We start from the raw sequence: 25,327 nt of genomic DNA, 5'->3' as shown, positions 1-25,327 counted from the left end.
CACTTACAGGAGCAATCACGATGAAACGACTCGAAGGCAAGGTGGCGCTGATCACGGGCGGCGCCCGCGGCCAGGGCGAAGCGGAAGCGCGACGGTTCGTCGCCGAAGGCGCACGCGTGGTGATCGCCGACGTGCTCGACGATGCCGGCCGGCATGTCGCGGCTGAACTCGGCGACGCCGCGCGGTTCCAGCATCTCGACGTGACGAACGAAGACGACTGGCACACCGCCGTGCATGCGACGCTCGCGCATTTCGGCCGGCTCGACATCCTCGTGAACAACGCGGCCATCCTGAAGCTCGTGCCGATCGAATCCTGTTCGCTCGACGACTACCGGAAGGTGATCGACGTGAACCAGGTCGGCTGCTGGCTCGGCATGAAATCGGCGCTCGCCGCGCTGAAGGATGCCGGCGGCGGCTCGATCGTCAACGTGTCGTCGACGGCCGGGATGGAGGGCGTGGCGGGCGGCAGCGCATACGTGTCGAGCAAGTTCGCGGTGCGCGGGATGACCAAGGCTGCCGCGCTCGAATTCGGCCGCTACGGGATCCGCGTGAACTCGGTGCATCCGGGCGGCATCGACACCGTGATGGCGCGCCCGCCGGAATACGCGGATTTCGACCCGTCGTCGGTCTACAGCGGGCTGCCGATCGCGCGCATCGGCAAGCCGGACGAAGTGGCGAACCTCGTGCTGTTCCTCGCATCCGACGAATCCGCGTATTGCACGGGTTCCGAATTCATCGTCGACGGCGGGATGCTCGCGGGCAGCACGTTCCACTGAATCACACGTCGGTCGATGCTCGCCCGCCCGCGTGGCGGGCGTTTTCGTTTGCGGCCCCAGAAGCGAGCAGTCTGCGCGCCTTTCATATGCATCGCTAAGCAAGTATCGAGAAACGACAATGCCGCCGGCGGTTCTCCCGTGCGGCAGCATCGTACGTTCCGGAGCAAAGCGCATTGAAGCAATGCGATGCGGCGCTCAGTACCCCTTCGGCTGGATCGCCGGTGCGCCGACACCGCGCGCGCCCTGCTTGCCGCCGCGCACCAGACAGCGCCCGCGCGGGCCGTACACGCCGTCGGTCTCCGGATACAGCGTCAGCAGCACGAAATACAGCAGCCCGCCGACCATCAGCGACACCGGCACGCTGAGATCGAGCCCGCCCGCGAGATTGCCTAGCGGCCCGACGAACTGCCCCGGCAGATTGACGAACGACAGGCCAATGAACGCCGCGGGCAGCCAGGCGCCCATCGCGCGCAGGTTCCAGCCGTGCGTAAACCAGTAGTGGCCGCCGCGCAGCCCGCGGTTGAACACCTGCAGATCGTCGGCGAGATAGAAGCCGCGGCGCGTCACGTAGCCGATCACCATGATCGCCATCCACGGGCAACTGAACGTGTCGATCAGCGTCGAGAACGTCGCGACGCTTTCGACGAGGTTGAACCAGAAGCGGCCGACGAAGATGAACGCGATCGCGATCGTGCCGATCAGCAGCGTCGCGCGCACGCGGTTCAGCAAACGCGGGAACATGCTCGACACGTCGAGACCCGTGCCGTACAGCGCGGTCGTGCCGGTCGACATCCCGCCGATGATCGCGATCAGGCACATCGGCAGCAGGAACCAGCGCGGCGACACGGCGAGCAGCCCGCCGACGTAGTCGTTCGACGCGATGAACGCGGGCGCCTTCGACGCGATGATCGTCGCGGTCGCGAGGCCGAAGAAGAACGGCACGAAGGTCGCGATCTGCGCGGCGAACACGGCGCCCATCACGCGCCGCTTCGGCGTGTGCTGCGGAATGTAGCGCGCCCAGTCGCCGAGCGTCGACGCGAACGACACCGGGTTGCTCAACGCGACCAGCACCGCGCCGACGAACGCGGCCCAGAAACCTGCACTGCCCTGATTCAGCGTGCCCGCGTAGTTCACGTCGAACCGCCCGGCGAACGCGAACAGGCCCGCGACGAACAGCAGGCTCGCGGCCCACACGGCGATCTTGTTGACCCACAGCATGAAGCGGAAGCCGTAGATGCACACGATCAGCACCAGCACCGCGAACACCATGTACGCAGCGCCGAGCGTGAAGCCGTTGACCGGCACGCCGACCATGTTGTGCGCACCGCCGACGAGCGCGTCGCCCGAGCTCCACACCGCGAGCGAGAAGAACGCGATCGACGTGAGCAGCGCGAGGAACGAACCGACGATCCGGCCGTGGATGCCGAAATGCGCGCCGGACGAGACCGGGTCGCTCGTGCCGTTGCGCGGGCCGAACAGGCTCATCGGCGCGAGGATGCACGTGCCGGCCAGCACGCCGAGCACGATCGCGGCGACGCCCGCCTTGAACGACAGCCCGACCAGCACGGGAAAGCTGCCGAGCACCGATGTGGAAAACGTATTGCAGCCGCCGAACAGCAGCCGGAACAGATCGATCGGACGCGCATAGCGCGATACGTCGGGAATGCGCTCGAAACCGAACGATTCGACTTGCGTAATCCTGCCTTCACTCATTTGTCTCCAGCTCCTCTGGTGCGTCGGTACGGCCCGCGACTGCGGCCATACGACACATCGTCATCGATTCGCGGCCACTCTAAACCGGATCAGGCGGCGCAAATATCACGCATTCGAGACGTTTACGACGAAGGAGAACAATGTTTTGCGGCAGCGAATCGGCGCGGAGCGCGCGCCGCCGCTGCGGCGCGGGCGATGCGATGTCAGGGCGCGGGAGCGGCCGCCGGCGCGTGGCAGGCGATCAGGCCCCGTTGCACGGCCGGCCGGGCGTCGATGTCGGCGAGCCCGCGGTCGGGATCTTGCCGTTCGAGTTGATCGCGACGAGCGGCGGGCTGCGCTGTTCGCCGGCGGACATCCACAAGGTCGGCCCGGCGACGGTGTCAGCACGTGAGCGCACGCGCAAACTCCGTGCGCGTCGGGCCGCGCGGCGGGCCCCTCGTTTCGCCTGCCGCACGGCCCACGCCCGCGTTACGGCCGCGACTGCGCAACCGAGCCGGATACCTGCTGCGCCGTGCCCGCCGGCCAGCCGCCCGCGAGCGCCTTGTACAACGCGACAGTCGACGCCGCGCTGCGCATCTGCCCGTCGGCGGCCGCGTCCTGCGCCTGCAGCAGCGTGCGTTGCGCGTCGAGCACTTCGTAGTAGTCGATCGCGCCGGCCGAGAAGCGGGCCTGCGCGAGCTGCGCGGCACGCGCGCTGTCGTCGGCCGCGCGCACGAGGTGCGCGGTCTCGTCACGCGTGCGGGCGACACGCAGCAGCGCGTTTTCGGTTTCCTCCAGCGCGCCGAGCACGGTCTGCCGGTACTGCGCGAGCTGCCCGGCCGCTTGCGCGTCGCTCGCGGCGATCCGCGCCCGCACGCGGCCGACGTCGAGGAACGACCAGTCGATGCCGAGCGCGATCAGGTTCGTGTCGCTGCCCGCACGAAAGAACCCGTAGCTGCTCGTCGCGCTGCCGAGCAAGCCCGACAGCGTGAAGCGCGGAAACAGGTCGGCCGTCGCGACGCCGATCCGCGCGGTCGCCGCATGCAGCCGCGCCTCGGCGGCAGCCACGTCCGGGCGCCGGCGCAGCAGATCGCCCGGCGTGCCCGGATCGATGTCCGCGGTGAGCGCCGGCAACGACACCGGCGCGCCGTTGGGCACGTCGAACCGGCCGATCAGCGCGTCCGGCGTCCGCCCGGTCAGGACGGCGAGCCGGTGTTCGTCGACGCCGATCGCCGCTTCGTACACGGCGATCCGCGACGTCGTCGATTCGTACTGCGCACGCGCACGCGCCGCATCGAGTTCGGAGCCCCGCCCCGCGCCGACGCGCGCATTGATCAGCGCGAGCGTCTGCTTCTGGTTGTCGGCGTTGTCGCGAGCGATCCGCAACCGCTCCTGCGAGCCGCGCAGATCGACGTACGTGCTCGCGACCTCGCCCGCGATCGCAACGCGCACCGCGCGCACGTCGGCCGCGCTGGCCGCCGTTTCCGCGCGCTGCGATTCGATCGAGCGACGCACGCGGCCGAACAGGTCGAGTTCCCATGCGGCATTGATCCCGACGCTCGACGTCGGCGTATCGCGCTGGCTGCGCGGTGCGCCGAACGCCTGATCCTTGCTCATCAGCTGATGGCCGATCTGGCCGCTCGCGGTGAGCGTCGGATAGCGGTCGAACGTCGCTTGCGACAGCAGCGCATTCGACGCGTCGTAGCGCGACACGGCGACCTGCAGATCCTGGTTCGCCGCGAGCGCCGCATCGATCAGCTGGGTGAGCGCCGGATCGCCAAAGCCGCGCCAGAACGTGGTGTCGGCGTCGGCCGACGCGTCGGGCGGCATATCGGGCTGCGTATCGGGCCGTGTACCGGCCGGCGCCGTGTCGCGCTGCGTCGCCGGGTGTGCGTCACGTGCGAACCGCGCGGCCGTGGTTGTATCGGGCCGTTTGAAATCAGGGCCGACCGCGCAGGCAGCGAGCGTCACCGACATCGCGAGCGCGGAAAGACGGAAAGCGGCGCTCATCGGTTTTCTCCTTCGAGGGTGCCGTGCTGTTCGCTCCAGACGGCCGGCGTGCCGCCCGCGAGCTTGCGGATCGCCACGTAGAACACGGGCGTCAGGAACAGCCCGAACAGCGTGACGCCCAGCATCCCGGCGAACACGGTGACGCCGGTGGCCGCACGCACCTCGCTGCCCGCGCCGCTGCCGATCAGCAGCGGCACCGAGCCCGCAATGAACGCGACCGACGTCATCACGATCGGACGCAGCCGCAGCTTGCACGCTTCGAGCGCTGCTTCGACCGCGCCCTCGCCCTGGATCTCGAGCTCGCGCGCGAATTCGACGATCAGGATCGCGTTCTTGCACGCCAGCCCCATCAGCACGACGAGACCGACCTGCACGAACACGTTGTTGTCGCCGCCGGACAGCCACACGCCGAACAGCGCCGCGCACATGCACACGGGCACGATCAGGATCACCGCGAGCGGCAACGTCCAGCTCTCGTACAACGATGCGAGCACGAGGAACACCAGCATCACCGCGAGCGGGAACACGACGATCGCCGCGTTGCTCTGCGTGACCTGCTGGTAGCTGAGGTCGGTCCATTCGAGCGTGATGCCCGGCGGCAGCACGTCCTTCGCGATCTGCTGCAGCTTCGCGATCGTCTGCGACGACGACATCACCTTCGGGTCGGCGTCGCCGATCAGGTCGGCGGCCGGATAGCCGTTGTAGCGCACGACCGGGTCCGGCCCGTATGCGGGCGCCACCGTCACCATCGAGCCGATCGGCACCATCTCGCCCTTCGCGTTGCGCGTGCGCAGGTTCGCGATGTCGGCGGCCGTCTGCCGATGGCCGGCGTCGGCCTGCGCCATCACGCGGTACACGCGCCCGAATGCATTGAAGTCGTTCACGTACATCGAGCCGAGATACACCTGCAACGTGTTGAACAGGTCGGTCAGCGCAACGCCCTGCGCCTTCGCCTTCAGCCGGTCGACCTTCACTTCGAGCTGCGGGATGTTCGCCTGGTACGAGCTGACCGGGTAGCTCATCCCGGGCGTCTTCGCGACTGCGGCCTGGAATGCGGTCAACGCGTTCTGCAGCGCGCCGTAGCCGAGCCCGCCGCGATCCTCGAGATACAGCGAGTAGCCCGAACCGTTGCCGAGGCCCTGGATCGGCGGCGGCATCAGCGCATAGGTGATGCCGCCGCCGATCGCCGCGAAGCGCGCGTTCAGGTCCGCGTTGATCTGCGCGGCGCTGCGGTGACGCTGGTCGAACGGCTTCAGGATCACGTACGAATTCGTGACGTTCGGCGTGTTCACCCCCTGCAGCGCATTCAGCCCGGCGAACGCCGGCACCATCTCGACGCCGTCGGTGCCGAGCGCGATCTTCGTCATCTGCTCGGTCACCGCGCTGGTGCGCGCGAGCGATGCGCCTTCCGGCAGCTTCGCGCCGGCGAACAGGTACAGCTTGTCCTGCACGGGGATGAAGCCGCCCGGCACCGCGTTGAACAGCAGCGCAGTGGCCGCGAGCAACGCCGCATAGACCGCGAACACCACGCCGCGCCGCTTCAGCGTGCGGCCGACGACGCCGTGATAGCGATCGGCGCTGCGCTCGAAGAAGCGGTTGAACGGACGAAACAGCCAGCCGAATGCGCGGTCGAGCGCACGCGTCAGCGCATCCTTCGGCGCGCCGCGCGGACGCAGCAGCTTCGCGGCGAGCGCGGGCGACAGCGTCAGCGAGTTGATCGCGGAGATCACCGTGGAGATCGCGATCGTCACCGCGAACTGCTTGTAGAACTGGCCGGTGACGCCCGACATGAACGCCATCGGCACGAACACCGCACACAGCACGAGCGCGATCGCGACGATCGGCCCCGACACCTCGCGCATCGCCTGATGCGCGGCATCGCGCGGGCTCAACCCTTGCGCGATGTTGCGCTCGACGTTCTCGACGACGACGATCGCATCGTCGACGACGATCCCGATCGCGAGCACGAGCCCGAACAGCGTCAGCGTGTTGATCGAATAGCCGAGCAGATAGAGCCACGCGAACGTGCCGACCACCGACACCGGCACCGCGACGAGCGGAATGATCGACGCGCGCCAGGTCTGCAGGAACAGGATCACGACGAGCACGACCAGCACGACGGCCTCGATCAGCGTGTGCTGCACCGCGCGGATCGATTCGCGCACGAACACGGTCGGATCCCATACAGGGCGATACGCGACGCCCGGCGGGAAACGCTTCGACAGTTCGTCGAGCTTCGCATACACGGCCTTCGCGACGTCGAGCGCGTTCGCGCCCGGCGACAGGAAGATGCCGACCACCGCCGAATGCTTGTCGTTGAAATACGAACGCAGCGTGTAGTCGCCCGCGCCGAGCTCGATGCGCGCGACGTCGGACAGTTTCACCACCTGGCCGTCGTCGCCGTTGCGCAGAACGATGTCGCCGAACTCCTGCACGGTGCGCAGCCGGCCGCGCACGTTGATCGACACGAGGAAGTCGTTCTTCTTCGGCGACGGCTCCGCGCCGAGCTGGCCGGCCGACACCTGCACGTTCTGCTCGCGCACCGCGGCGATCACGTCGCTCGCGGCCAAGCCGCGCGACGCGAGCCGGTTCGGATCGAGCCACAGCCGCATCGCGTAGTCGCCGGAGCCGTACACGCCGACGTCGCCGATGCCGGTCAGCCGCGACAGTTCGTCCTTCACGTGCAGCGTCAGGTAGTTGCGCAGATACAGCGAATCGCGGCTGTTGTCCGGCGAATGGAGGCTCACGTACATCAGCGGCGTCGGCGACTGCTTCTGCGTGGTCACGCCGTACTGCCGCACCTCGTCGGGCAGGCGCGACAGTGCCTGGCTCACGCGGTTCTGCACACGCACCGCGGCCGTGTCGGGATCGACGCCCTGCGGGAACGTGACGACGACCTGCAGGCTGCCGTCCGAGCCGGCAACCGACTTCATGTACATGATCCCTTCGACGCCGTTGATCGCCTCTTCCAGCGGTTCGGCCACCGATTCGGCGATTTCCTTCGGGTTCGCGCCTGGATACGTCGCACGCACGACGACGCTCGGCGGCACGACTTCCGGATATTCGCCGGCGGGCAGCATCGGGATCGAGATCAGGCCGAGCGCGAAGATCACGATCGACAGCACGACCGCGAAGATCGGACGGTCGATGAAGAATCGGGAGAAATCCATCACGCGTCTCCCGTCATTGCGCGGCCGGCGCGCCGGCGTCGGCCAAGGCCTGCGTGCCGGTGCCGCTGCGAGTGCTGGTGCCCGCATCCGCATGCGCGGGTAGCGCCTTCGGCTTCACCTGCGCGCCCGGATAGTAGATCCGCTGCACGCCGTCGACGACGACGCGGTCGCCCGACTGCAGCCCCTTCTCGACGATCCGCTCGCCGTCGAGCGCGCGCCCGATCGTCACGTCGCGGCGCAGCGCCTTGTCGCCGGCGCCGATCACGTACACGTACTTGCGATCCTGGTCGGTGAGCACGGCCTTGTCGTCGACGAGCAGCGCATCCTGATCGCGACCGCTGACGAGCTGCACGCGCGCATAGAGGCCCGGCGTGAACGTATGATCCGCATTCGACAGCCGCACGCGCGCGCGGATCGTACCGGTTTGCGGATCGAGCTGGTTGTCGAGGAAGTCGACGGTGCCCGCGTGCGGAAACCCCGTCTCGTTCGCCAGGCCCACACGGACCGGATCGGCGCCGATCGCGCGATGCTTCGGATCGGCACGCCGCGCGTTGTAGCGCAGGTAGCTCTGCTCGTCGCAGTCGAAATACACGTAGACCGGGTCCTGCGATACGACGGTGGTCAACAGCGTGTCGTCGGCGCGTGCGAGATTGCCGGCGGTTGCAATCGCGCGGCCGACACGGCCCGCGATCGGTGCGCGTACTTCGGTGAAACCGAGATTGAGCTTTGCGTCGGCGACGGCCGTGTCGGCCGCCTGCAACTCGGCACGCGCCTGCTCGGCGGTCGCACGCGCGTTGTCGAACTCTTCCCGGGACGTTGCATGCGCATCGATCAGCGTCTGCACGCGCTTGAGCTGCACGTTCGCGAGGCTCGCGGTCGCGCGTGCGCGCTGCTGCTGCGCATTCGCGCGGTCGAGCGCGATCCGGTATGGACGCGGGTCGATCTGGAACAGCACGGTACCCTGCGCAACGAGGTCGCCCTCCTTGTACGCGACACGCTGCAGGTAGCCGCTCACGCGCGGTCGCAATTCGACCGCATCGACCGCTTCGACGCGTCCGTTGAATTCGTCCGCGAGACGGATCGTGCGCGGCGCAACGGTGGTCACCCCGACTTCCGGAAGGGGATGGGCCGACGATGCGTCTTTGCCGTCGTGACAGCCCGACAACGCCAGCAGCAGAGCGCAGGCCGCACCCAGAGGCGACGTCCTGCGTAGGGTTAAGGAGAGCATGGGTGCCTCGCGACGGGTTAAACTGTCGCGCAGCATAAAAGTTGAAGTTAACTTGAAGTCAAGCTTTCCCGGAGGGCATCATGGGTATCGACGAAACACCGAAATGGCCGCTGATGTCGATCCGCGAAGTGGCCGCGCGCAGCGGCGTACCGGCGTCGACGCTGCGCTTCTACGAGACGCGCGGGCTCATCAAGTCGCATCGCAACGGTTCGAGCCATCGCCACTATTCGCGCACGGTGCTGCGGCTGATCGCGTTCATCGTGTTCGCGCAGAAGATCGGCTATTCGCTCGACGAGATCGCCGAACAGCTCGTGAGCCTGCCGGAAGATGCCGCGCCGACCAACAAGGACTGGCAGCGGCTGTCGCGCGGCTGGAAGCAGCGCGTCGCAAGCCGGATCGAGGAGTTGCAGCGGCTCTACATCAATCTCGACGAATGCATCGGCTGCGGCTGCCTGTCGCTGAAGCGCTGCAAGCTGACCAATCCCGAGGATCGCGCGGGCCGCAACGGGCCCGGCGCACGGCGCTGGCTCGGCGATGCGCCGCCCGATCTCGACTGACGCAGACGGCCGGCGCGGCGCCGGCCTGCCGTGTCATCCCACCCGCCAGCCGCCGTTCACCGCAATGGTCGCGCCGGTGACGAACGACGCGCGCGGCCCGGCGAGCCACGCGACCGCATCCGCGACATCGTCCGCGTGCCCGGCACGACCAACCGGCGTCTGCTCGCGGATCGTCGCTGCAATGGCCGGTGCGACGCCCGCATCGCCGAACAAGCGCGTATCGGCGATATAACCGGGCGCGACCGTATTGACCGTGACGCCGCGCGGCCCGAGCTCGCGCGCGAGCGCGACGGTGAACCCTTCGATGCCCGCTTTCGCCGCCGCATACGCGAGGCCGCCCGGCAGCAAACTGCCGGCTCGCGCCGCGATCGACCCGATGTTGATGATCCGCGCGGCGCGGTCGGCCAGGTGCGGCAACACGGCCATCGTCGCGATGAACGCGCTTTTCAGGTTTGCGTCGAGCACGGCGTCCCGCACGGTTTCGGTTTCGGCATCGGCCGCGTCCGTGTCCGCGGCGACGCGCCCCGTCAGCCCGGCGTTGTTGACCAGCACGTCGATGCGCGGCCATTGCGCGACGATCGCGGCGACGGCCGCCGTCGCGTCCTGCCGCCTGCGCAGGTCGGCCGCGTGTCCGCTCGCCGCGTCGCCGAGCCGCGCGACGGCGGCATCCAGTCTTCCTGCGTCGCGCCCGACGATCGCGACGCGATATCCGTCTTCCACCAGCCTGCTCGCGATCGCGAAGCCGATCCCGCTCGAGCCGCCCGTGACGATCGCCGTGCGTTGCCGTTCGCTGCCTGTCATGTGCTGCCCTCCTTTCCTCGAGTGTTCACGGTTGGTGACATTGTCGCGAAGCCGATCGCGCTGACCCGCCCGCGGCGGTGACCGTTCGTTGCCGTTCGCTGCCTGTCATGATCTGCCCTCTTGCGTCGAGCGTTGACGGTTGGTGACATTGTCACGAAGCCGATCGCGCTCAGCCTGCCCATGACGATCACCGTTCGCGGCCTGTCATCCCCTGCCCTCCTTTCGTCGAATGTTAACGATTGGTGACATTGGCAGTCTGTACAACGAACTGCGATAGGTAAAATACGAATTCGGTGACCTACTGATACACCAAAGGTATCGCATGATCGATCTGCGCCAGTTCCGGCAATTCATTGTCGTCGCCGAAACGCGGAGCTTCCGGCGCGCCGCCGCGCGCCTGCACATGGCGCAGCCGCCGCTGAGCGCCGCGATCCGCAAGCTCGAGGACGAGCTGGGCGTCACACTGCTCGAACGCGACAACCGCGGCGCGGCGCTCACGCCGGCCGGCGACGCATTCTTGCTCGAAGCGCGGCGCGCGATCGAGCAGGCCGAGCGCGCGGTGGCCGTTGCGCGGCGCGCCGGCGCCGGCCTCGGCGGCACGCTGCGGCTGCGGTTCGTCGACAGCACGGTCAACGCGCTGCTGCCGCTGATGCTGCGCGCGTTCCAGGAACGGCATCCGGACGTCGATTTCCAGCTGGAAGAAGGCACGACCGCCGAGCAGCTGCTCGCGCTGCGGCAGGACCGCACGGACGTCGGCCTCGTCGTGCTGCCGGTCGCCGATGCCGGCGACGTGCACGTCGAGCCGCTGCTGCGCGACCGGATGGTCGCCGCATTGCCCGACGGCCACCGGCTCGCGCACCGCCGCCGCATCGCGCTGGCCGAGCTGGCGGACGAGCCGTGGGTGCTGTTCGCCGCGCATCACGGGCCCGGCATGCATGCGCTGATCGTGACCGCCTGCGCGCAGGCCGGCTTCGCGCCGCGCGTGGTTCAGCAGCCGCGCCAGATGCAGACGACGGCCGGGCTCGTCGCGGGCGGCATCGGCGTCGCGCTGATGCCGCGGCTGTTCGTGCCGATGCAGCCGCAAGGCATTACGTTCTGCGAACTGACGGGCGCGGGCAGCCCGCTCGCGTACGAACTCGCAATCGCGTACCGGATGCGGTCGCCACTCGTCGATGCGCTGCGCGAGAGCGCGCGGCGGGCGGTCGACACGCTGGGGCTCGTCGCGGCGACGAGAGTGCGCGAGTGACGCGCAGCGCTCAGGCGCGCAGGATGCTGAGCGCGACGTCGAGCACGGCCTGGCGGAACGCATCCTGCCGCGTGGGCAGCGACGTGAACTCCAGCATCATGTGGCTGTACGACACCGTCGTGCCGACCGCGCTCGCGATCATGAAGAACAGCACAGTCGGATCGACCGGGCGAATCTCGCCGGCCTCGACGGCCTCCGCCAGCAACGGAAACATCGCGTCGTGATACGGGCGCACGATCCGCTGCTGCAGGCAGTCAAGCCGAGCGCCCTCCTCGGTCGCCGCCGTCGAAAAGAACATGCCGATGTCCGGCTCCTTGAATTCGTGATCGACGCACAGCTCGATCGCGCGCCGCACGCGCTCGCGATGCGGCAATGACGACGTGCGCAACGCGCGCAACGCGTCGAACTGCGGCTGAGCAAGCTCGGCGATCTGCTCGACAACGGCCAGCCACAACGTTTCCTTCGTGCCGAAATGGTGCGCGATCAGCGCGGCGTCGATGCCCAGCTCGCGCGCGACTTCACGCACGCTCGTCGCATCGTAGCCGCGCTTCGCGAACGTGCGGCGCGCGGCCCGCAATATCACGTCCGGACCGACGGACGCGTCCGCCAGCGGCCGCCCGCGCGTACGCCGCTTCGCTGGCGCGCGCTCAGTGACTTCAGCCACGTTTTTCTTCTCCCGTTGAATAAATCGAATACCTGTGTTCAAGCCCCGCTTTTGCATGCTCGCACGCGGGTTGCCTGCCACGCTCGCGTTGACACGCGAAGTCGAGAGGCGCTAGGATCATAGCTTATTCATCACATGATGATTTATCCATGACAACCCCTACTCGCGCTACTCGCATCGTGATCGTCGGCGGCGGCATCGCCGGATTGCAGCTCGCAACCCGCCTCGGCGAACGCCTCGGCCGCTCCGGCCGCGCGCAAATCACCGTCGTCGATCGCAGCCCGACCCACGTCTGGAAGCCGATGCTGCATACGATCGCGGCCGGCACGCGCGACGTGCAGCAACAGCAGGTCATCTTCCTTGCGCATGCACGCGATCACGGCTATACGTACCAGCCCGGCGAAGTGAAGGGGCTCGATCGCGCGCGCCGCTGCGTGCAGCTCGGCGAGATTCGCTCGCGGGACGGCGAGCTCGTGGTCGACGCACGCGAGATCGAATACGACGTGCTGATCCTCGCGCTCGGCAGCCAGGCGAACGATTTCGGCGTGCCGGGCGTGCGCGAGCACTGCTACTTCATCGACAGCCAGCAGCAGGCCGAAACCTTCAACGAAGCGCTGCGGATGCGGGTGGTCCGCAGCATCGCGCGCGACGAGCCGTTTCGCGTCGCGATCGTCGGCGCGGGCGCAACCGGCGTGGAGCTGGCGGCAGAGCTGAGCCGCCTGCTCGAAGTGGCGCAGGCGTACGGCGATGCGACGGTGCGCGAGCGGTTGCAGCTTACGCTGCTCGAAAGCGGCCCGCGCATCCTTGCCGCGTTTCCGCCGAAGATTTCCGCGTCCGCGCAGCGGCGGCTCGAGCAGATCGGCTTTCGTGTGCTGACGTCGACCCGCGTGACGGCGGCCGATGCAAACGGCTTCCACTACGGCAACGGTTCGTATGCCGAAGTGGATCTGATGGTGTGGGCAGCGGGTGTGAAGGCACCCGATTTCATGCAGGCGCTCGGCGGGCTCGACACGAATCGCGCGAACCAGGTCCTGGTGCAGCCCACGCTGCAGGCCACGGCCGACGACCACGTGTTCGCGATCGGCGATTGCGCGAGCCTGCAGCTCGACGGCCAGGAACGGCCGCTGCCGCCGACCGCGCAGGTCGCGACGCAACAGGCCGCGCATCTCGCGAAGCACCTGCCCGCGTGGCTCGACGGCAAGCCGATGCCGCCATTCGCGTTCCACGATTTCGGCGCGCTCGTGTCGATCAGCGACTACGACGCGTTCGGCACGCTCGGGCAATTCGGATTCTTTCGCGGCGGCTTCATCCAGGGGCGATTCGCGCAGTTCAGCCACCTGATGCTGTACCGGCGGCACCAGCAGGCGCTGCACGGATTCTCCAAGGCGACGTTGCTGTGGATCGCCGAACGGATCAACGGCTGCGTGCAGCCGCGTATCCGCCTGTCGTGATGCCGCGCGTCGCGGCATCGCGTAACGTTTCGAGGAAAACAGACATGAACGACAGTGCAGCGCCCTGGCTCATGACCGTTGCCGCGATCGGCAGCTTCGACATGCCCCCCGTTTCGTGGGGCGGCGCGCGGCGGCGCAGTATCACGCGCGATCGGTTGCCGTCGTGGGCCCCGACGAGCAAGCCGACCATCAGCGTGCTCGAACGGCCGACGGCCGACACCGTGATGATTTCGTGGCGCGACGCGTGCACCGGCCATTACGGCTATCAGAAGTGGCGGTTGTTCACCACGCGCAAGCGCGGCGTCTGCGCGCTGTCGGGGCGGCCGATCCTGCCCGGCGACAGCGTCTACGCACCGCAGCTGCTCGGCTCGGCGCCGGGCAATGCCGCGGCGATGGTGCTCGCGGCGTGCATCGACGACGCGTGCATCGACGACGCGTGCGCCGTCCAGGCGTGCGCCTAGACCGGCGTCGCCCGTCCGGCGCCATAGGCTGCGTCGTTGCCTTGCCGTTCCAGTTCGGCGTCGAGATGCGCGGCATGCGCCGCGGCCTCGGATTCCGACATCAGTTCGCCCTCCCACTTCGCGACCACCGCGCTCGCGATCGAGTTGCCCACCGCATTAGTGGCCGAGCGCCCCATGTCGAGGAAGGTATCGACGCCGAGGATCAGCAGCAGCCCGGCTTCCGGAATGTCGAACTGGTGCAGCGTCGCCGCGATCACGACGAGCGATGCGCGCGGCACGCCGGCCATCCCCTTCGACGTCAGCATCAGGATCAGCAGCATCGTGATCTGCGTGCCGAGCGACAGGTGGATATCGTATGCCTGCGCGATGAACAGCGACGCGAACGTGCAGTACATCATCGAGCCGTCGAGGTTGAACGAATAGCCCATCGGCATCACGAAGCTCGAGATCTTGCGCCGCACGCCGAAACGGTCGAGCGCGTCGAGGATCTTCGGGTACGCGGCTTCGGAGCTCGCGGTCGCGAACGACAGCATGAACGCTTCCTTGATCAGCGCGAGCAGCTTGAACACGCGGCGGCCGAGGAACAGCAGGCCGGCGGCGACGAGCGTGCTCCACAGCAGGAACAGGCTCACGTAGAAGTCGCCCATGAACACCGCGAACTTCAGCAGGATCGACAGCCCGTTGATCGCAACCGTCGACGCCATTGCCGCCAGCACCGCGAGCGGCGCGAGCTTCATCACGTAGCCGGTGATCTTCAGCATCACGTGCGCGAGCTGGTCGATCGCGGCGACGAGAATCTTGCCACGATCGCCGAGCGCCGACAGCGCGACGCCGAAGAACATCGAGAACACGACGATCTGCAGGATTTCGTTGTTCGCCATCGCCTCGGCGAACGATTTCGGCACCATGTGGCCGACGAAATCCTTCAGCGTGAACTTCGACGTCGCGAGATGCGCGGACGCGCCGATGTCGGGCAGCGGCAGGCCGAGGTTCTCGCCGGGCCGCAGCAGGTTCGCCATCAGCAGCCCGAGCAGCAGCGAGATCAGCGACGCGGTAACGAACCAGCCGAGCGCCTTCACGAACACGCGCCCCACCGACGACGCATCGCCCATGTGCGCGATACCGACGACGAGCGTCGAGAAGACGAGCGGGCCGATCACCATCTTGATCAGCCGCAGGAACACGTCGGACACGAGCGAGATGTAGCCGGCGATCTCGGCGGCCGACTGCTTGTCCGGAAACTGCGTGTAGATCAGGTAGCCGATCAGGATGCCGGCCGCCATCGCGAGCAGGATCCAGACTGCTGCGGAAATTCGTTTGTTCATAGCGGAATTCGATGCACGGTGCAGGAATTGAAGGACGAAGGACGCGCGCCGCTGCCGTGCCGCGGCGCGCGTGCGGCGGGTCGGTCGGGCCCGGCATGCCGGGCCACCGCCGCGTTTGCGTTTGCGTTTGCGTTTGCGTTTGCGTTTGCGTTTGCGTTTGCGTTTGCGTTTGCGAAAGTTACTGCGAAAGTCCGCGAACGCACGCGCTGCCGCTGCCCCCGGCGTTCGCACGCTGGCGGACGCCGGTTGCAGCCGTTCAGCGTGATGCGCTCGAGCGCGCCCGGGATCAGTACCCGATCGCCGAACCGGCCGGACGGCGCGGGTCGTTGTAGCCGTAGATGAAGCCGACACGCACGTTGCCGGACACGGACGAATCGTTCCCGGAACTCTGGCGGCTCGCCGCCTCGGTGCCCGGCAGGCCGACCATGATCAGCTCGGCGGCGCCCCACGGCGTCTGCTCGACCATCTTGTAGCCCATGTTGCGCAGGATCGCGAGCGTGTCGGGCGACAGGCCGTAGGTTTCGTAATAGACCGCGTCGGGCAGCCACTGGTGATGGATGCGCGGCGCGGCGACCGCATCCTGCGGCGTCATCCCGTAGTCGATCACGTTCAGCACGGTCTGCAGCGTGATCGTAATGATGCGCGAGCCGCCCGGCGAGCCGACCACCATGAAGACCTTGCCGTCCTTCTTCACGATGGTCGGCGCCATCGACGACAGCGGACGCTTGCCCGGCGCGATCGAGTTGCGCGTGCCCTGCACGAGGCCGAACAGGTTCTGCGCGCCGACCTTCACGGTGAAGTCGTCCATCTCGTCGTTCAGGAAGAAACCCGTGCCCGGCGCGATCACCACCGCGCCGAAGCGGCCGTTGACCGTATAGGTCGTCGACACCGCGTTGCCGTCGTGGTCGACGATCGAGTAATGCGTCGTTTCCGGCTTCTCGTGCACGCCGACGCCCGGCTGCACGTCGACCGACGGCGTCGCGGTATCGGCATGGATGCTCTTGCGGATCTGTGCCGCGTATTCCTTGCTCGTCAGCTTCGCGATCGGGTTGTCGATGAAGTCCGGATCGCCGAGCAGCGTGTTGCGGTCTTCGTACGCATGGCGCATCGCCTCGGTCATGTAGTGGACCGCCGCGGCCGAGTGGTAGCCGAGCTTGCGCAGGTCATACCCTTCGAGGATATTCAGCGTCTCGCACATCGTCACGCCGCCCGAACTCGGCGGCGGCGCCGACACGAACTCGTAGCCGCGATACGTGCACGTCAGCGGCGCCATGTCCTGCGCACGATAGGACGCGAAATCGGCCGCCGTGATCACGCCGCCGCCGCGCTTGGCCGCCGCCTCGACGATCTTCGGGATCTCGCCGTGATAGAACGCGTCGGGCCCGTGCTCCGCGATGCGCTCGAGCGTGCGCGCCAGATCCTTCTGCACCAGGCGGTCGCCCGGCTGCAGCGCGGTGCCGTCCGGGCGCAGGAAGATGCGCGCGGCTTCCGGATCCTTCCTGAAGCGCTCGACCGTCGTGTCGAGGATGTCGGTATCGCCGCGCGTCAGCACGAAGCCGTCGCGCGCGAGCCGGATCGCCGGCGCCATCACCTGCCGGCGCGTCAGCTTCCCGTATTTGCGCTGCGCGAGATCGAGGCCGGCCACCGTGCCCGGCACGCCGACCGCGCGATAGCCGTACAGGCTCTGGTCCGGGATGACGTTGCCCGACGCATCGAGATACATGTTCGCGGACGCCGCGGCCGGCGCGGTCTCGCGGAAATTGATGAAGCGATCGCGGCCGTCGGCCAGGTGGATCGTCATGAAACCGCCGCCGCCGATGTTGCCGCAGCACGAGTTGGTCACGGCCTGCGCATAGCCGACGGCCACCGCCGCGTCCACCGCGTTGCCGCCCGCCTTCAGGATGTCGACGCCGATCTGCGACGCGAAGTGCTGCGACGATACGACCATGCCGTTCTTCGCTTCGACCGCCGGGTCCGACGCGGCGAACGCGCACACGCTCATTGCCGACAACAGGGTGAGTACTACGAGCCGCCTCATGACGGAATCCTCCAGAACGAATAAGCCAGGCCATGCCGGGATGCGGCGGCGCGCAGCTGCATGTCGACGCTGCCCATCCAACATGTAATGAACAATACATTTCAACGAGGCCGCGATCATAACACTCGCTTTTTTGCGTCAAAAACTAGGGTAATCACTGAATTTCGAGCGACAACGTGTCGACGCCCCGCTGACGAATGTTTGATTTATTACATATATGAACAGACCCGCTAGTCCCGTGATGCGTCCCTCTACTTTCGGAGCGGACGCGGCCTGCCGCACGTCTATCGGCTAACATGCGTGCAGTTGCCGGCAGGCGCGTGCCTGCCGTCTGGTCGTTCAATTCATTCAATTCAGATAGAGAGCCGGAGTGCGGATGGAGACGAGCATCAGGGCGTTGCTGTTATCCCAGATGGATAGCTTCACGCCGTCGGAACAGAAGGTCGCGCAGGCGCTGCTGGATCGCTATCCCAGTCTCGGACTGGGCCCGATCGCGCAGTTTGCGAAGCAGGCGGAAGTCAGCGACCCGACCGTGTTCCGCTTCGTCGTCCGGATCGGCTTTCCGAATTACTCGTCGTTCCAGCAGGCGCTGCACGACGAGATCGACACCGCGATGAACTCGCCGCTCGCGCGGATGGATGCGTTCCACTCGGAAACGGGCATGCGCGACAGCCATGCGGCGATTTTCCAGCGGCTGTCCGAATCGCTCGCGACCACGATCGAAGGGCTCGACGCGGCCGCATTCGACGCAGCGGTGGCGGTGCTGGCCGATCCGGACGTGAGAGTTTTCTGCGGCGGCGGGCGCTATACGGCGCCGCTCGCGTCGCTGTTCTCGTTCATGCTCGCCTATACGCGGCCGCACGTGCAGTACGTCGAGCCGAACGTGAATCTGTCGTCCGTCTCGCTGGCCGACATGGGGCCCGGCGACGTGCTGGTCATTTTCGATTTCCGCCGCTATCAGAAGGACAGCATCCGGTTCGCGCAGGCCGCGCATGCGCTCGGCGCGCGGGTGCTGCTGATCACCGACGAATGGCGCTCGCCGATCAGCGCGTTCGCGGAGATCGTGTTGCGGATCCTCGGGCGGCCGTTCGCGATGCTGCAGACGAATGTGCCGGCGCTGGCGCTCGCCGAAGCGTTGGTGATCGGCGTGACGAATCAGCTTCCGGAACTCGCGCGGCAGCGGATGGAGAAGATCGAGCGGCTCAATACCGGCGGCATCGAGCACGATACGAATCGGCGGGATTTGCCCGAATGACGGCCGGTAGACGCCATTCGGGCGCAGGGGTCAACTCTCGACATCCTCGAGGCTGAACACTTCGGTCTTGTCGTTGTACGAGAAGACTTCGCCGTAACGGCCCCAGTCGATCACCGCATCGAGCGTTTCCTCCGCCGCTTCGTCGGACAGGAAATCCTCCAGCTCCTGCTCGAAACGCACGCGCGGCGCGCGATGGCCCGGGCGCTCGTTCAGCACCTTGCGGATCCGCGCAGCAAGCGGCACATGTTTCAGCAGGTGATCCGCGAACATCAGCTTGCGCTCCTGCGTGCCGAATTCCGCAAACACGCGTGCGGGCGGCGTCAGGTACACGTCGCCTTCACGCACGTCCGCGAAGCCGAGGTACTGCAGCACTTCCGCGATCGGGAACAGGTCGTCCACTTCCAGATGCAGCGTGCGCGCGATTTCCGGCATGTCCGCGCGGCCGTGGTACGGCGCCATCGCGAGCGTCTCGATCAGGCCGGCCATCAGGTTGGTCGACACCTGCGGCAGCCAGCTGCCAAGCTCCAGCCCCTTCTTCGTCGCCTCGCCGGTCTGGCGTGCGGTCATTTTCGCGTAGATGTCGTCGACCAGCTTGCGGAAATCGGGATCCAGCCGGTTGCGCGGATGCTTGAACGGCACCTTGATCTCGGCGATCACGCGGCCCGGGTTCGACGACAGCACGAGGATGCGATCGCACATGAACACCGCTTCCTCGATGTTGTGCGTGACGATCAACACCGACTTGATCGGCATCCGGCCTTGCGTCCACAGGTCCAGCAGATCGGTACGCAGCGTTTCGGCGGTCAGCACGTCGAGCGCGGAGAACGGCTCGTCCATCAGCAGGATCGTCGGATCGACGACGAGCGCGCGCGCGAAGCCCACGCGCTGGCGCATCCCGCCCGACAGCTCGCGCGGATACGCGTTCTCGAAACCGTCGAGACCGATCAGGTCGATCGCGGCGAGCGCGCGTTCGCGCCGCTCGCGGGCGCCGACGCCGAGCGCTTCCAGCCCGGCTTCCACGTTCTGCAGCACGGTCAGCCACGGGAACAGCGCGAAAGTCTGGAACACCATCGCGACGCCTTCGGCCGGGCCGTTCAGCGGCTTGCCGAGATAGGTCACATCACCGCCCGTCGGCTCGATCAGACCGGCGATGATGCGCAACAGCGTGGACTTGCCGGACCCGGAACGGCCGAGCAGCCCGACGATCTCGCCTTCGCGCAGCGACAGGTTCGCATCGTCGAGCACGAGCAGTTCGCCCTGCGACTTGTTGAAGCCGCGGTTCACGTGCTCGACGCGCAGAATTTCTTCACCGAGACGCGGCGGCTGGAGCGGCTGGGACGTCGAGGCGGGGGCGGTGATTACGGTCGAATTTTGCATCGCGCTTACTCTCAATCGAGACGGAGCCGGGATTCCGCATAGGCATACATCGGACGCCACAGCAGCCGGTTGAACAAGGTAACGAACAGCGACATCACGGCGATGCCGAGGATGATCTTCGGGAAGTCGCCGGCGGCGGTGTTCTGCGCGATGTAGGCGCCCAGACCGTGCGCGACGACCTTCGTGTCGCCCCATTGCACGAACTCGGACACGATGCTCGCGTTCCACGCGCCGCCCGACGCGGTGATCGCACCGGTCACGTAGTACGGGAAGATGCCGGGCAGGATCGCCTGCCGCCACCACTGCCAGCCGCGGATGCGGAAGTTCTTCGTCGCCTCCTTGTAGTCGTTCAGATAGGACATCGCGCCGGCGATCACGTTGAACAGGATGTACCACTGCGTGCCGAGCACGATCAGCGGCGACAGCCAGATGTCGGCGTTCAGGTGGAAGTGAACGATCACGATCACGAACACCGGGAACAGCAGGTTGGCCGGGAACGCGGCGAGGAACTGCGCGAGCGGCTGGATCTTCTCGGCCAGCTTCGGGCGCAACCCGATCAGCACGCCGAGCGGCACCCAGATCACGGAAGCGATCGCGATCAGCACGACCACGCGCAGCAGCGTGATGAGCCCGAGCACGAGCACGTGGCCGACGTCGCCCATCGTCACGCCGGTCGCGACGAAGCTGACGACGCGCCATGCGACGTACGCCGTCAGCAGGATCACGAACGCGCCCCACACGATGTCGCCGATGCGCGACGAGCGGCGGCGCGATGCGACACGCGCACCGACACCGTTGAACGACGGCACGCGCAGCGGAATCCGCGCGGCCTGCGACAGCAGCCAGCCGGCCGGCACGAGCAACTGATGGATCAGGTGCGTACGGCGCAGCATGTCGAGCAGCCACGATTGCGGCGCATCGCCCGATGCGGTGTTCTCCATCCGGAACTTGTCGGCCCACGCGACGAGCGGGCGGAACAGGAACTGGTCGTACCCGAGGATCACGACCGACATCGCGACGATCACCCAGCCCACCGCGCCGAGGTTCTTGTCGGAGATGGCCTGCGCGAGATACGCGCCGATGCCCGGCAGCGTGATGGTCTGGTTGCCGACGGTGATGGCCTCCGACGCGACGACGAAGAACCACCCGCCCGACATCGACATCATCATGTTCCAGATCAGCCCCGGCATCGAGAACGGCACCTCGAGCTTCCAGAAACGCTGCCACGGCGTCAGGTGAAAGCCGCGCGACACTTCGCTCAGGTCGCGCGGCACCGTGCGCAGCGACTGGTAGAAGCTGAACGTCATGTTCCACGCCTGGCTCGTGAAGATCGCGAAGATCGCCGCGAGCTCGGCGCCGAGCACGCGCCCCGGAAACAGCGCGAGAAAGAACGTGACCGTAAACGAGATATAGCCGAGCACCGGCACCGACTGCAGGATGTCGAGGATCGGAATCAGCACCATGCCTGCACGGCGGCTTTTCGCGGCGAGCGTGCCGTACACGAGCGTAAACGCGAGCGACGCGATCATCGCGGCAAGCATCCGCAGCGTGGTGCGCAACGCGTATTCGGGCAGGTTCGACGGATCGAGCGAGATCTTCTGCGCCTGCAGCACGCCGATCGGCGCCATCGTCTGGTGGAAGCCGACGATCGCCATCGCGAGTATGCCGATGATCAGCGGAAACGCGACGGCATCCCAGCGGTTGGGGAGCACACGCCACGCAGACGCGTTGGCGGTGCGATTCGGATCGAAGAAACTGATATCCATCGGTAGCGTCTTGGTCGAATTGAAAATCGATGGGGCCGGCCGCATCACGCGCGGCCGGGCATGGCATCAGCCCACGCGGCTCAGAGCAGCCCGTGCAGTGCCCAGTACAGGACGGCCGACAGCGCGATCGACGCGGGCAACGTCAGCACCCACGCGAGCACGAGGTTGCGCACCGTGTCCCGGCGCAGCCCCGCGCCGCTCGCGGTCATCGTGCCGGCCACGCCGGACGCGAGCACGTGCGTCGTCGACACCGGCAACCCGTAGGCGTCGGCCCTGGTCCACCGAATGCGTATAGATGACGGTCGCGACCGCGTTCTCGGTGTCGTGGAAACCGCTCACGAATTCGAAGCCGAGCGCGATCAGCAGCGCGACGATGAGCAGCAGGAACGGCAGGACCGAGCTTTCCTTGACCGGGCCGAGATCCGCGCTCAGATGAACCCCGACATAGACGATCCCGCACGCAATGATCAGAAAGAACAGCGCGAGGCTGGTCGCGCGCGTGCGACGGCTGGCCGCACCGCTGGTTTCCGTTGCCGCGAGATTCGGCATGAGGGGCTCCGGAGAGGTGATTCGGTGTCGCAGGCTATAGGGCGGGGATGACGCAAATATGACGTGTCACTTACAAGACATTGACAGGTCATCGTGCTGCGACCGCGTATCGACGCGCGAGTCGCTCGGACCGGCGCCGACGTTGTAACGCACGGGAATAAATCCGCCGCCGCGTCGGTATGGCAAGCGCACGACGCCGGTTTATTTCCGGACGACCCGGCCGTCCGGTTCCGTCATACGATTGCGAGGCTCACAATGTCTTCATCGACTCCCACCCGCCCGTCGCGCCGCAAAGCCCTGCAATGCATGGCGTTCGGCGGCCTCGGCACGCTGTTTACGCTGTCGGGCGGCATCCTCACGCCGTTCGACCTCGCGCTCGCGCAAAACGGCGAGCCGCGCCCCGCCGATGCGGGCCGGCCGCTGTTCGTGCAGATCAGCGACACGCACATCGGCTTCAACAAGGACGCGAATCCCGACGTCGCGGCCACGCTGCGGCAGACCATCGATCTCGTGAACGGGATGTCCGCCGCGCCCGCGCTGGCGATCCACACCGGCGACATCACCCATCTGTCGAAACCGGAGGAGTTCGACCATGCATCGCAACTGCTGTCCGCGCTGCGCGTGCCGGAACTGCACACGGTGCCCGGCGAACACGACGTCACCGACGGCTCGGGCGCCGAATACTTCGGCCGGTTCGGCAAGGCCTCGCAGAATCGCGGCTACTACAGCTTCGATCACGCGGGCGTGCACTTCGTCGCGCTCGTGAACGTGATGCATTTCAAGCCGAATGGGCTCGGCAGCTTCGGCGACGAACAGCTTGCGTGGCTCGCGCAGGACCTGAAGGGGCAGTCGTCGAGCACGCCGATCGTCGTGTTCTCGCACATGCCGATGTGGACCATCTACGAACCGTGGGGCTGGGGCACCGGCGACGCGCCGCAGACGATGGCGCTGTTGCGCCGCTTCGGCTCCGTCACGGTGCTGAACGGGCACATCCACCAGATCGTGTCGAAGGTCGAGGGCAACGTGACGTTCCATACGGCGCGCTCCACCGCGTTCCCGCAGCCGACCGCCGGCAACGGGCCGGGCCCGGTGCCGCTCACGGTGCCGCGCGACCGGCTGCCCACGATGCTCGGCGTGACGACGGTCGACTTCGCGGGCCATCCGCTCGCATCGTCGCTGCACGACGCGACGCTCGCATGACACACCGGGAGAACGACATGAACCTCTTCGGGAAACCGGCGCGGCGGGCCGCGCTGATCCTGTGTGCGGCCCTTGGCGCCGCACCGCTCGCCGCATTCGCGCAGGGTCCGGCCGACTCGCTCGTGACGATCCGCAATTTCATGTTTTCGCCGATGTCGACCACGATCAAGGCCGGCACGACGATCACGTGGAAGAACCTCGACGCGGAACCGCATACCATCGTCAACGATGCGGGGATCTTTCATTCGAAAGCGCTCGACCAGGACGAAACCTATTCGTTCCGCTTCGACAAGCCGGGCGTGTACAAGGTGTTCTGCGGAATCCATCCTTATATGAAGGAGACGATCACCGTCGAATGAGCGTGCGGCAGCGCGTCGTTGGGTCGCTCACGATGCGCTGCCGCCCGTTTAAATGAAGTTTTTCGACGCCGGCACTCCGATCGGCAGCGACGCCGGATGCGCGCCCGCCCGCAACGATCGATTCCGCCGCGAGAACCGCCCGCCGATCGCCTACACTGATTCCATCCGGCCGGCGCCTTCGGCCGTCACCGACCACGAGGCCAGTGATGACGGCGAATCAACCCATCCCTCCGAAACTACCCGGGCAGGTCGTGCTCGTCCTCCAGGGCGGCGGCGCGCTGGGCGCGTACCAGCTCGGCGTCTACGAGGCGCTCGACTCGGCGGGCATCCAGCCCGACTGGATCATCGGCACGTCGATCGGCGCGATCAACGCGGCGCTGATCGCCGGCAACGCGCCCGGGCACCGCGCGCAACGCATGGCCGAGTTCTGGCGCCGCGTCGCCGAACGGCCCGCGCTGAACGTGCCGGGTTTCCCGACGAGCTGGGACAAGATCGGCTCCGAACTCGGCGTGATCGGCGCGGGGATCCCGGGCTTTTTCCGGCCGAACCCGGCCGCGTGGCTCGGGCCGCTCGCGCACGTCGGCGTCGAGCAGGCGTCGTACTACGTGCTCGATTCGCTGCGCGCCACGCTCGCGTCGCTCGTCGATTTCGACCTGCTCAACGCGGGCCGGCCGCGCGTGACCGTCGGCGCGGTCAACGCGTGTACCGGCGCGATGCGCTATTTCGATTCGCGCGACCGGCCGCTCGGCATCGAGCACGTGATGGGTTCGGGCGCGCTGCCGCCCGCGTTTCCGGCCGTGCGGATCGACGGCGCACCGTACTGGGACGGCGGCATCTATTCGAATACGCCGGTCGAGGTCGTGCTCGACGACGCGCCGCGCCGCAGCTCGGTCATCTTCTCGGTGCAGATGTGGAATCCGGTCGGACCCGAGCCGGAAAGCATCTGGCAGGTGTCGGAGCGGCAGAAGGACATCCAGTACGCGAGCCGCACGGACACCACCATCGCGCGGCAAAAGCAGATTCACGGGCTGCGTCACGTGATCAAGGAACTGGTCACGCACATCCCCGAGGCGGAGCGCAAGTCGGCCGACGTGGAGGCGCTCGCCGCGTACGGCTGCCAGACGACGATGCGCGTGATCAAGCTCGCGGCGCCGCGGCTCGACGGCGACGATCAGTGGAAGGACATCGATTTCACGCCCGACGGGATCGCGGCGCGCCGGCAGGCCGGGTTCGACGCGACGATGCAGACGATCGCCGCGCGGCCGTGGGACCTGCCGATGGACCCGACGGAAGGATTGAGCGTGTGGAGTCCGGAAGAGAACCGGATCGGGGAGCGGCATACTTGATGTCGGTGCGGCGAGCCGTGTCGCGACATCGATCGATCGTCGCATGACATCGCGGT

At 67.1% G+C, this 25,327-nt stretch carries 20 protein-coding genes and 2 pseudogenes; 9 read left to right on the top strand and 13 right to left on the bottom strand.

Going from position 1 to position 25,327, the window contains the following annotated elements; genetic code table 11:
- The first annotated feature begins 20 nt into the window (after positions 1–20).
- Positions 21–776 carry a glucose 1-dehydrogenase gene (locus O1Q03_RS19935; RefSeq protein ID WP_269505614.1) on the top strand — a complete coding sequence of 252 codons (756 nt, stop codon included), beginning with the start codon at positions 21–23 and terminating at the stop codon, positions 774–776.
- Between the two features lie 195 nt (positions 777–971).
- Here the strand turns inward: O1Q03_RS19935 and O1Q03_RS19930 are convergent, their stop codons facing one another.
- The 5 genes from O1Q03_RS19930 to O1Q03_RS19910 form a co-directional block, all read right to left on the bottom strand.
- Positions 972–2,489, bottom strand: a complete 1,518-nt coding sequence (locus O1Q03_RS19930) for a purine-cytosine permease family protein (RefSeq protein ID WP_269505612.1) — start codon at positions 2,487–2,489, stop codon at positions 972–974.
- A 241-nt stretch (positions 2,490–2,730) separates the two neighbouring features.
- On the bottom strand, positions 2,731–2,886 hold the full coding sequence (locus tag O1Q03_RS19925) for a hypothetical protein (protein WP_269505610.1): 156 nt from the start codon (positions 2,884–2,886) through the stop codon (positions 2,731–2,733).
- A 71-nt stretch (positions 2,887–2,957) separates the two neighbouring features.
- A complete protein-coding gene (locus O1Q03_RS19920) occupies positions 2,958–4,478 on the bottom strand; it encodes an efflux transporter outer membrane subunit (RefSeq protein ID WP_269505609.1) in 1,521 nt (506 codons plus the stop codon).
- Entirely contained in the window at positions 4,475–7,648 is a 3,174-nt protein-coding gene (locus O1Q03_RS19915) for an efflux RND transporter permease subunit (protein WP_269505607.1), read from the bottom strand. The genes O1Q03_RS19920 and O1Q03_RS19915 overlap by 4 nt, the downstream gene beginning before the upstream one ends.
- Before the next feature lie 13 nt (positions 7,649–7,661).
- Positions 7,662–8,876, bottom strand: a complete 1,215-nt coding sequence (locus O1Q03_RS19910) for an efflux RND transporter periplasmic adaptor subunit (protein ID WP_269505606.1) — start codon at positions 8,874–8,876, stop codon at positions 7,662–7,664.
- Positions 8,877–8,956: 80 nt separating this feature from the next.
- On the opposite strand from O1Q03_RS19910, the gene soxR reads away from it, so the two are divergent.
- Positions 8,957–9,433, top strand: coding sequence for a redox-sensitive transcriptional activator SoxR (soxR, locus tag O1Q03_RS19905; protein ID WP_269505605.1), 477 nt, complete (start codon positions 8,957–8,959; stop codon positions 9,431–9,433).
- A gap of 33 nt (positions 9,434–9,466) precedes the next feature.
- Here the strand turns inward: soxR and O1Q03_RS19900 are convergent, their stop codons facing one another.
- The gene (locus O1Q03_RS19900) at positions 9,467–10,234 is read right to left on the bottom strand and encodes an SDR family NAD(P)-dependent oxidoreductase (RefSeq protein ID WP_269505604.1); all 768 of its coding nucleotides are present in this window, start codon (positions 10,232–10,234) and stop codon (positions 9,467–9,469) included.
- 322 nt (positions 10,235–10,556) lie between these two features.
- On the opposite strand from O1Q03_RS19900, the gene O1Q03_RS19895 reads away from it, so the two are divergent.
- Complete coding sequence (locus O1Q03_RS19895; protein WP_269505603.1) at positions 10,557–11,480, top strand: LysR family transcriptional regulator; 924 nt, start codon at positions 10,557–10,559, stop codon at positions 11,478–11,480.
- Positions 11,481–11,490: 10 nt separating this feature from the next.
- Here the strand turns inward: O1Q03_RS19895 and O1Q03_RS19890 are convergent, their stop codons facing one another.
- On the bottom strand, positions 11,491–12,144 hold the full coding sequence (locus tag O1Q03_RS19890; RefSeq protein ID WP_269505602.1) for a TetR/AcrR family transcriptional regulator: 654 nt from the start codon (positions 12,142–12,144) through the stop codon (positions 11,491–11,493).
- A gap of 149 nt (positions 12,145–12,293) precedes the next feature.
- Between O1Q03_RS19890 and O1Q03_RS19885 the strand changes: the two genes are divergently transcribed.
- Both O1Q03_RS19885 and O1Q03_RS19880 read left to right on the top strand, forming a co-directional pair.
- Positions 12,294–13,595, top strand: a complete 1,302-nt coding sequence (locus tag O1Q03_RS19885; RefSeq protein WP_269505601.1) for an NAD(P)/FAD-dependent oxidoreductase — start codon at positions 12,294–12,296, stop codon at positions 13,593–13,595.
- Between the two features lie 44 nt (positions 13,596–13,639).
- Positions 13,640–14,056: a DUF3331 domain-containing protein gene (locus tag O1Q03_RS19880; protein ID WP_269505599.1), complete on the top strand. Its 417-nt coding sequence runs from the start codon at positions 13,640–13,642 to the stop codon at positions 14,054–14,056.
- Here the strand turns inward: O1Q03_RS19880 and O1Q03_RS19875 are convergent.
- The gene (locus O1Q03_RS19875) at positions 14,053–15,381 is read right to left on the bottom strand and encodes a dicarboxylate/amino acid:cation symporter (protein WP_269505598.1); all 1,329 of its coding nucleotides are present in this window, start codon (positions 15,379–15,381) and stop codon (positions 14,053–14,055) included. The genes O1Q03_RS19880 and O1Q03_RS19875 overlap by 4 nt on opposite strands.
- A gap of 286 nt (positions 15,382–15,667) precedes the next feature.
- Positions 15,668–17,419 carry a gamma-glutamyltransferase gene (ggt, locus tag O1Q03_RS19870; protein ID WP_269505596.1) on the bottom strand — a complete coding sequence of 584 codons (1,752 nt, stop codon included), beginning with the start codon at positions 17,417–17,419 and terminating at the stop codon, positions 15,668–15,670.
- Between the two features lie 376 nt (positions 17,420–17,795).
- Between ggt and O1Q03_RS19865 the strand changes: the two genes are divergently transcribed.
- Positions 17,796–18,674: a MurR/RpiR family transcriptional regulator gene (locus tag O1Q03_RS19865; RefSeq protein ID WP_269505594.1), complete on the top strand. Its 879-nt coding sequence runs from the start codon at positions 17,796–17,798 to the stop codon at positions 18,672–18,674.
- A gap of 30 nt (positions 18,675–18,704) precedes the next feature.
- Here the strand turns inward: O1Q03_RS19865 and O1Q03_RS19860 are convergent, their stop codons facing one another.
- The 4 genes and pseudogenes from O1Q03_RS19860 to O1Q03_RS40220 form a co-directional block, all read right to left on the bottom strand.
- Complete coding sequence (locus O1Q03_RS19860; protein ID WP_269505593.1) at positions 18,705–20,051, bottom strand: ABC transporter ATP-binding protein; 1,347 nt, start codon at positions 20,049–20,051, stop codon at positions 18,705–18,707.
- A gap of 11 nt (positions 20,052–20,062) precedes the next feature.
- Complete coding sequence (locus O1Q03_RS19855) at positions 20,063–21,817, bottom strand: ABC transporter permease (protein ID WP_269505590.1); 1,755 nt, start codon at positions 21,815–21,817, stop codon at positions 20,063–20,065.
- An 80-nt stretch (positions 21,818–21,897) separates the two neighbouring features.
- A pseudogene (locus O1Q03_RS40225) lies at positions 21,898–22,089 on the bottom strand (inorganic phosphate transporter); the annotation flags it as partial.
- Between the two features lie 7 nt (positions 22,090–22,096).
- Positions 22,097–22,366, bottom strand: a pseudogene (locus tag O1Q03_RS40220) (inorganic phosphate transporter); the annotation flags it as partial.
- A gap of 255 nt (positions 22,367–22,621) precedes the next feature.
- Between O1Q03_RS40220 and O1Q03_RS19840 the strand changes: the two are divergent.
- The 3 genes from O1Q03_RS19840 (at position 22,622) to O1Q03_RS19830 (ending at position 25,271) form a co-directional block, all read left to right on the top strand.
- Positions 22,622–23,566 carry a metallophosphoesterase family protein gene (locus O1Q03_RS19840; RefSeq protein WP_269505589.1) on the top strand — a complete coding sequence of 315 codons (945 nt, stop codon included), beginning with the start codon at positions 22,622–22,624 and terminating at the stop codon, positions 23,564–23,566.
- Between the two features lie 17 nt (positions 23,567–23,583).
- Positions 23,584–23,925 (top strand): cupredoxin domain-containing protein, encoded by a 342-nt coding sequence (locus O1Q03_RS19835; RefSeq protein WP_269505586.1) that lies wholly within the window; start codon positions 23,584–23,586, stop codon positions 23,923–23,925.
- 206 nt (positions 23,926–24,131) lie between these two features.
- On the top strand, positions 24,132–25,271 hold the full coding sequence (locus tag O1Q03_RS19830) for a patatin-like phospholipase family protein (protein ID WP_269505584.1): 1,140 nt from the start codon (positions 24,132–24,134) through the stop codon (positions 25,269–25,271).
- The last annotated feature ends 56 nt before the right edge of the window (positions 25,272–25,327 follow it).

It is taken from the genome of Burkholderia sp. IMCC1007, assembly GCF_027257875.1.
Lineage (GTDB): Bacteria > Pseudomonadota > Gammaproteobacteria > Burkholderiales > Burkholderiaceae > Burkholderia.
This window is presented reverse-complemented; position numbering and strand designations above follow the sequence as displayed.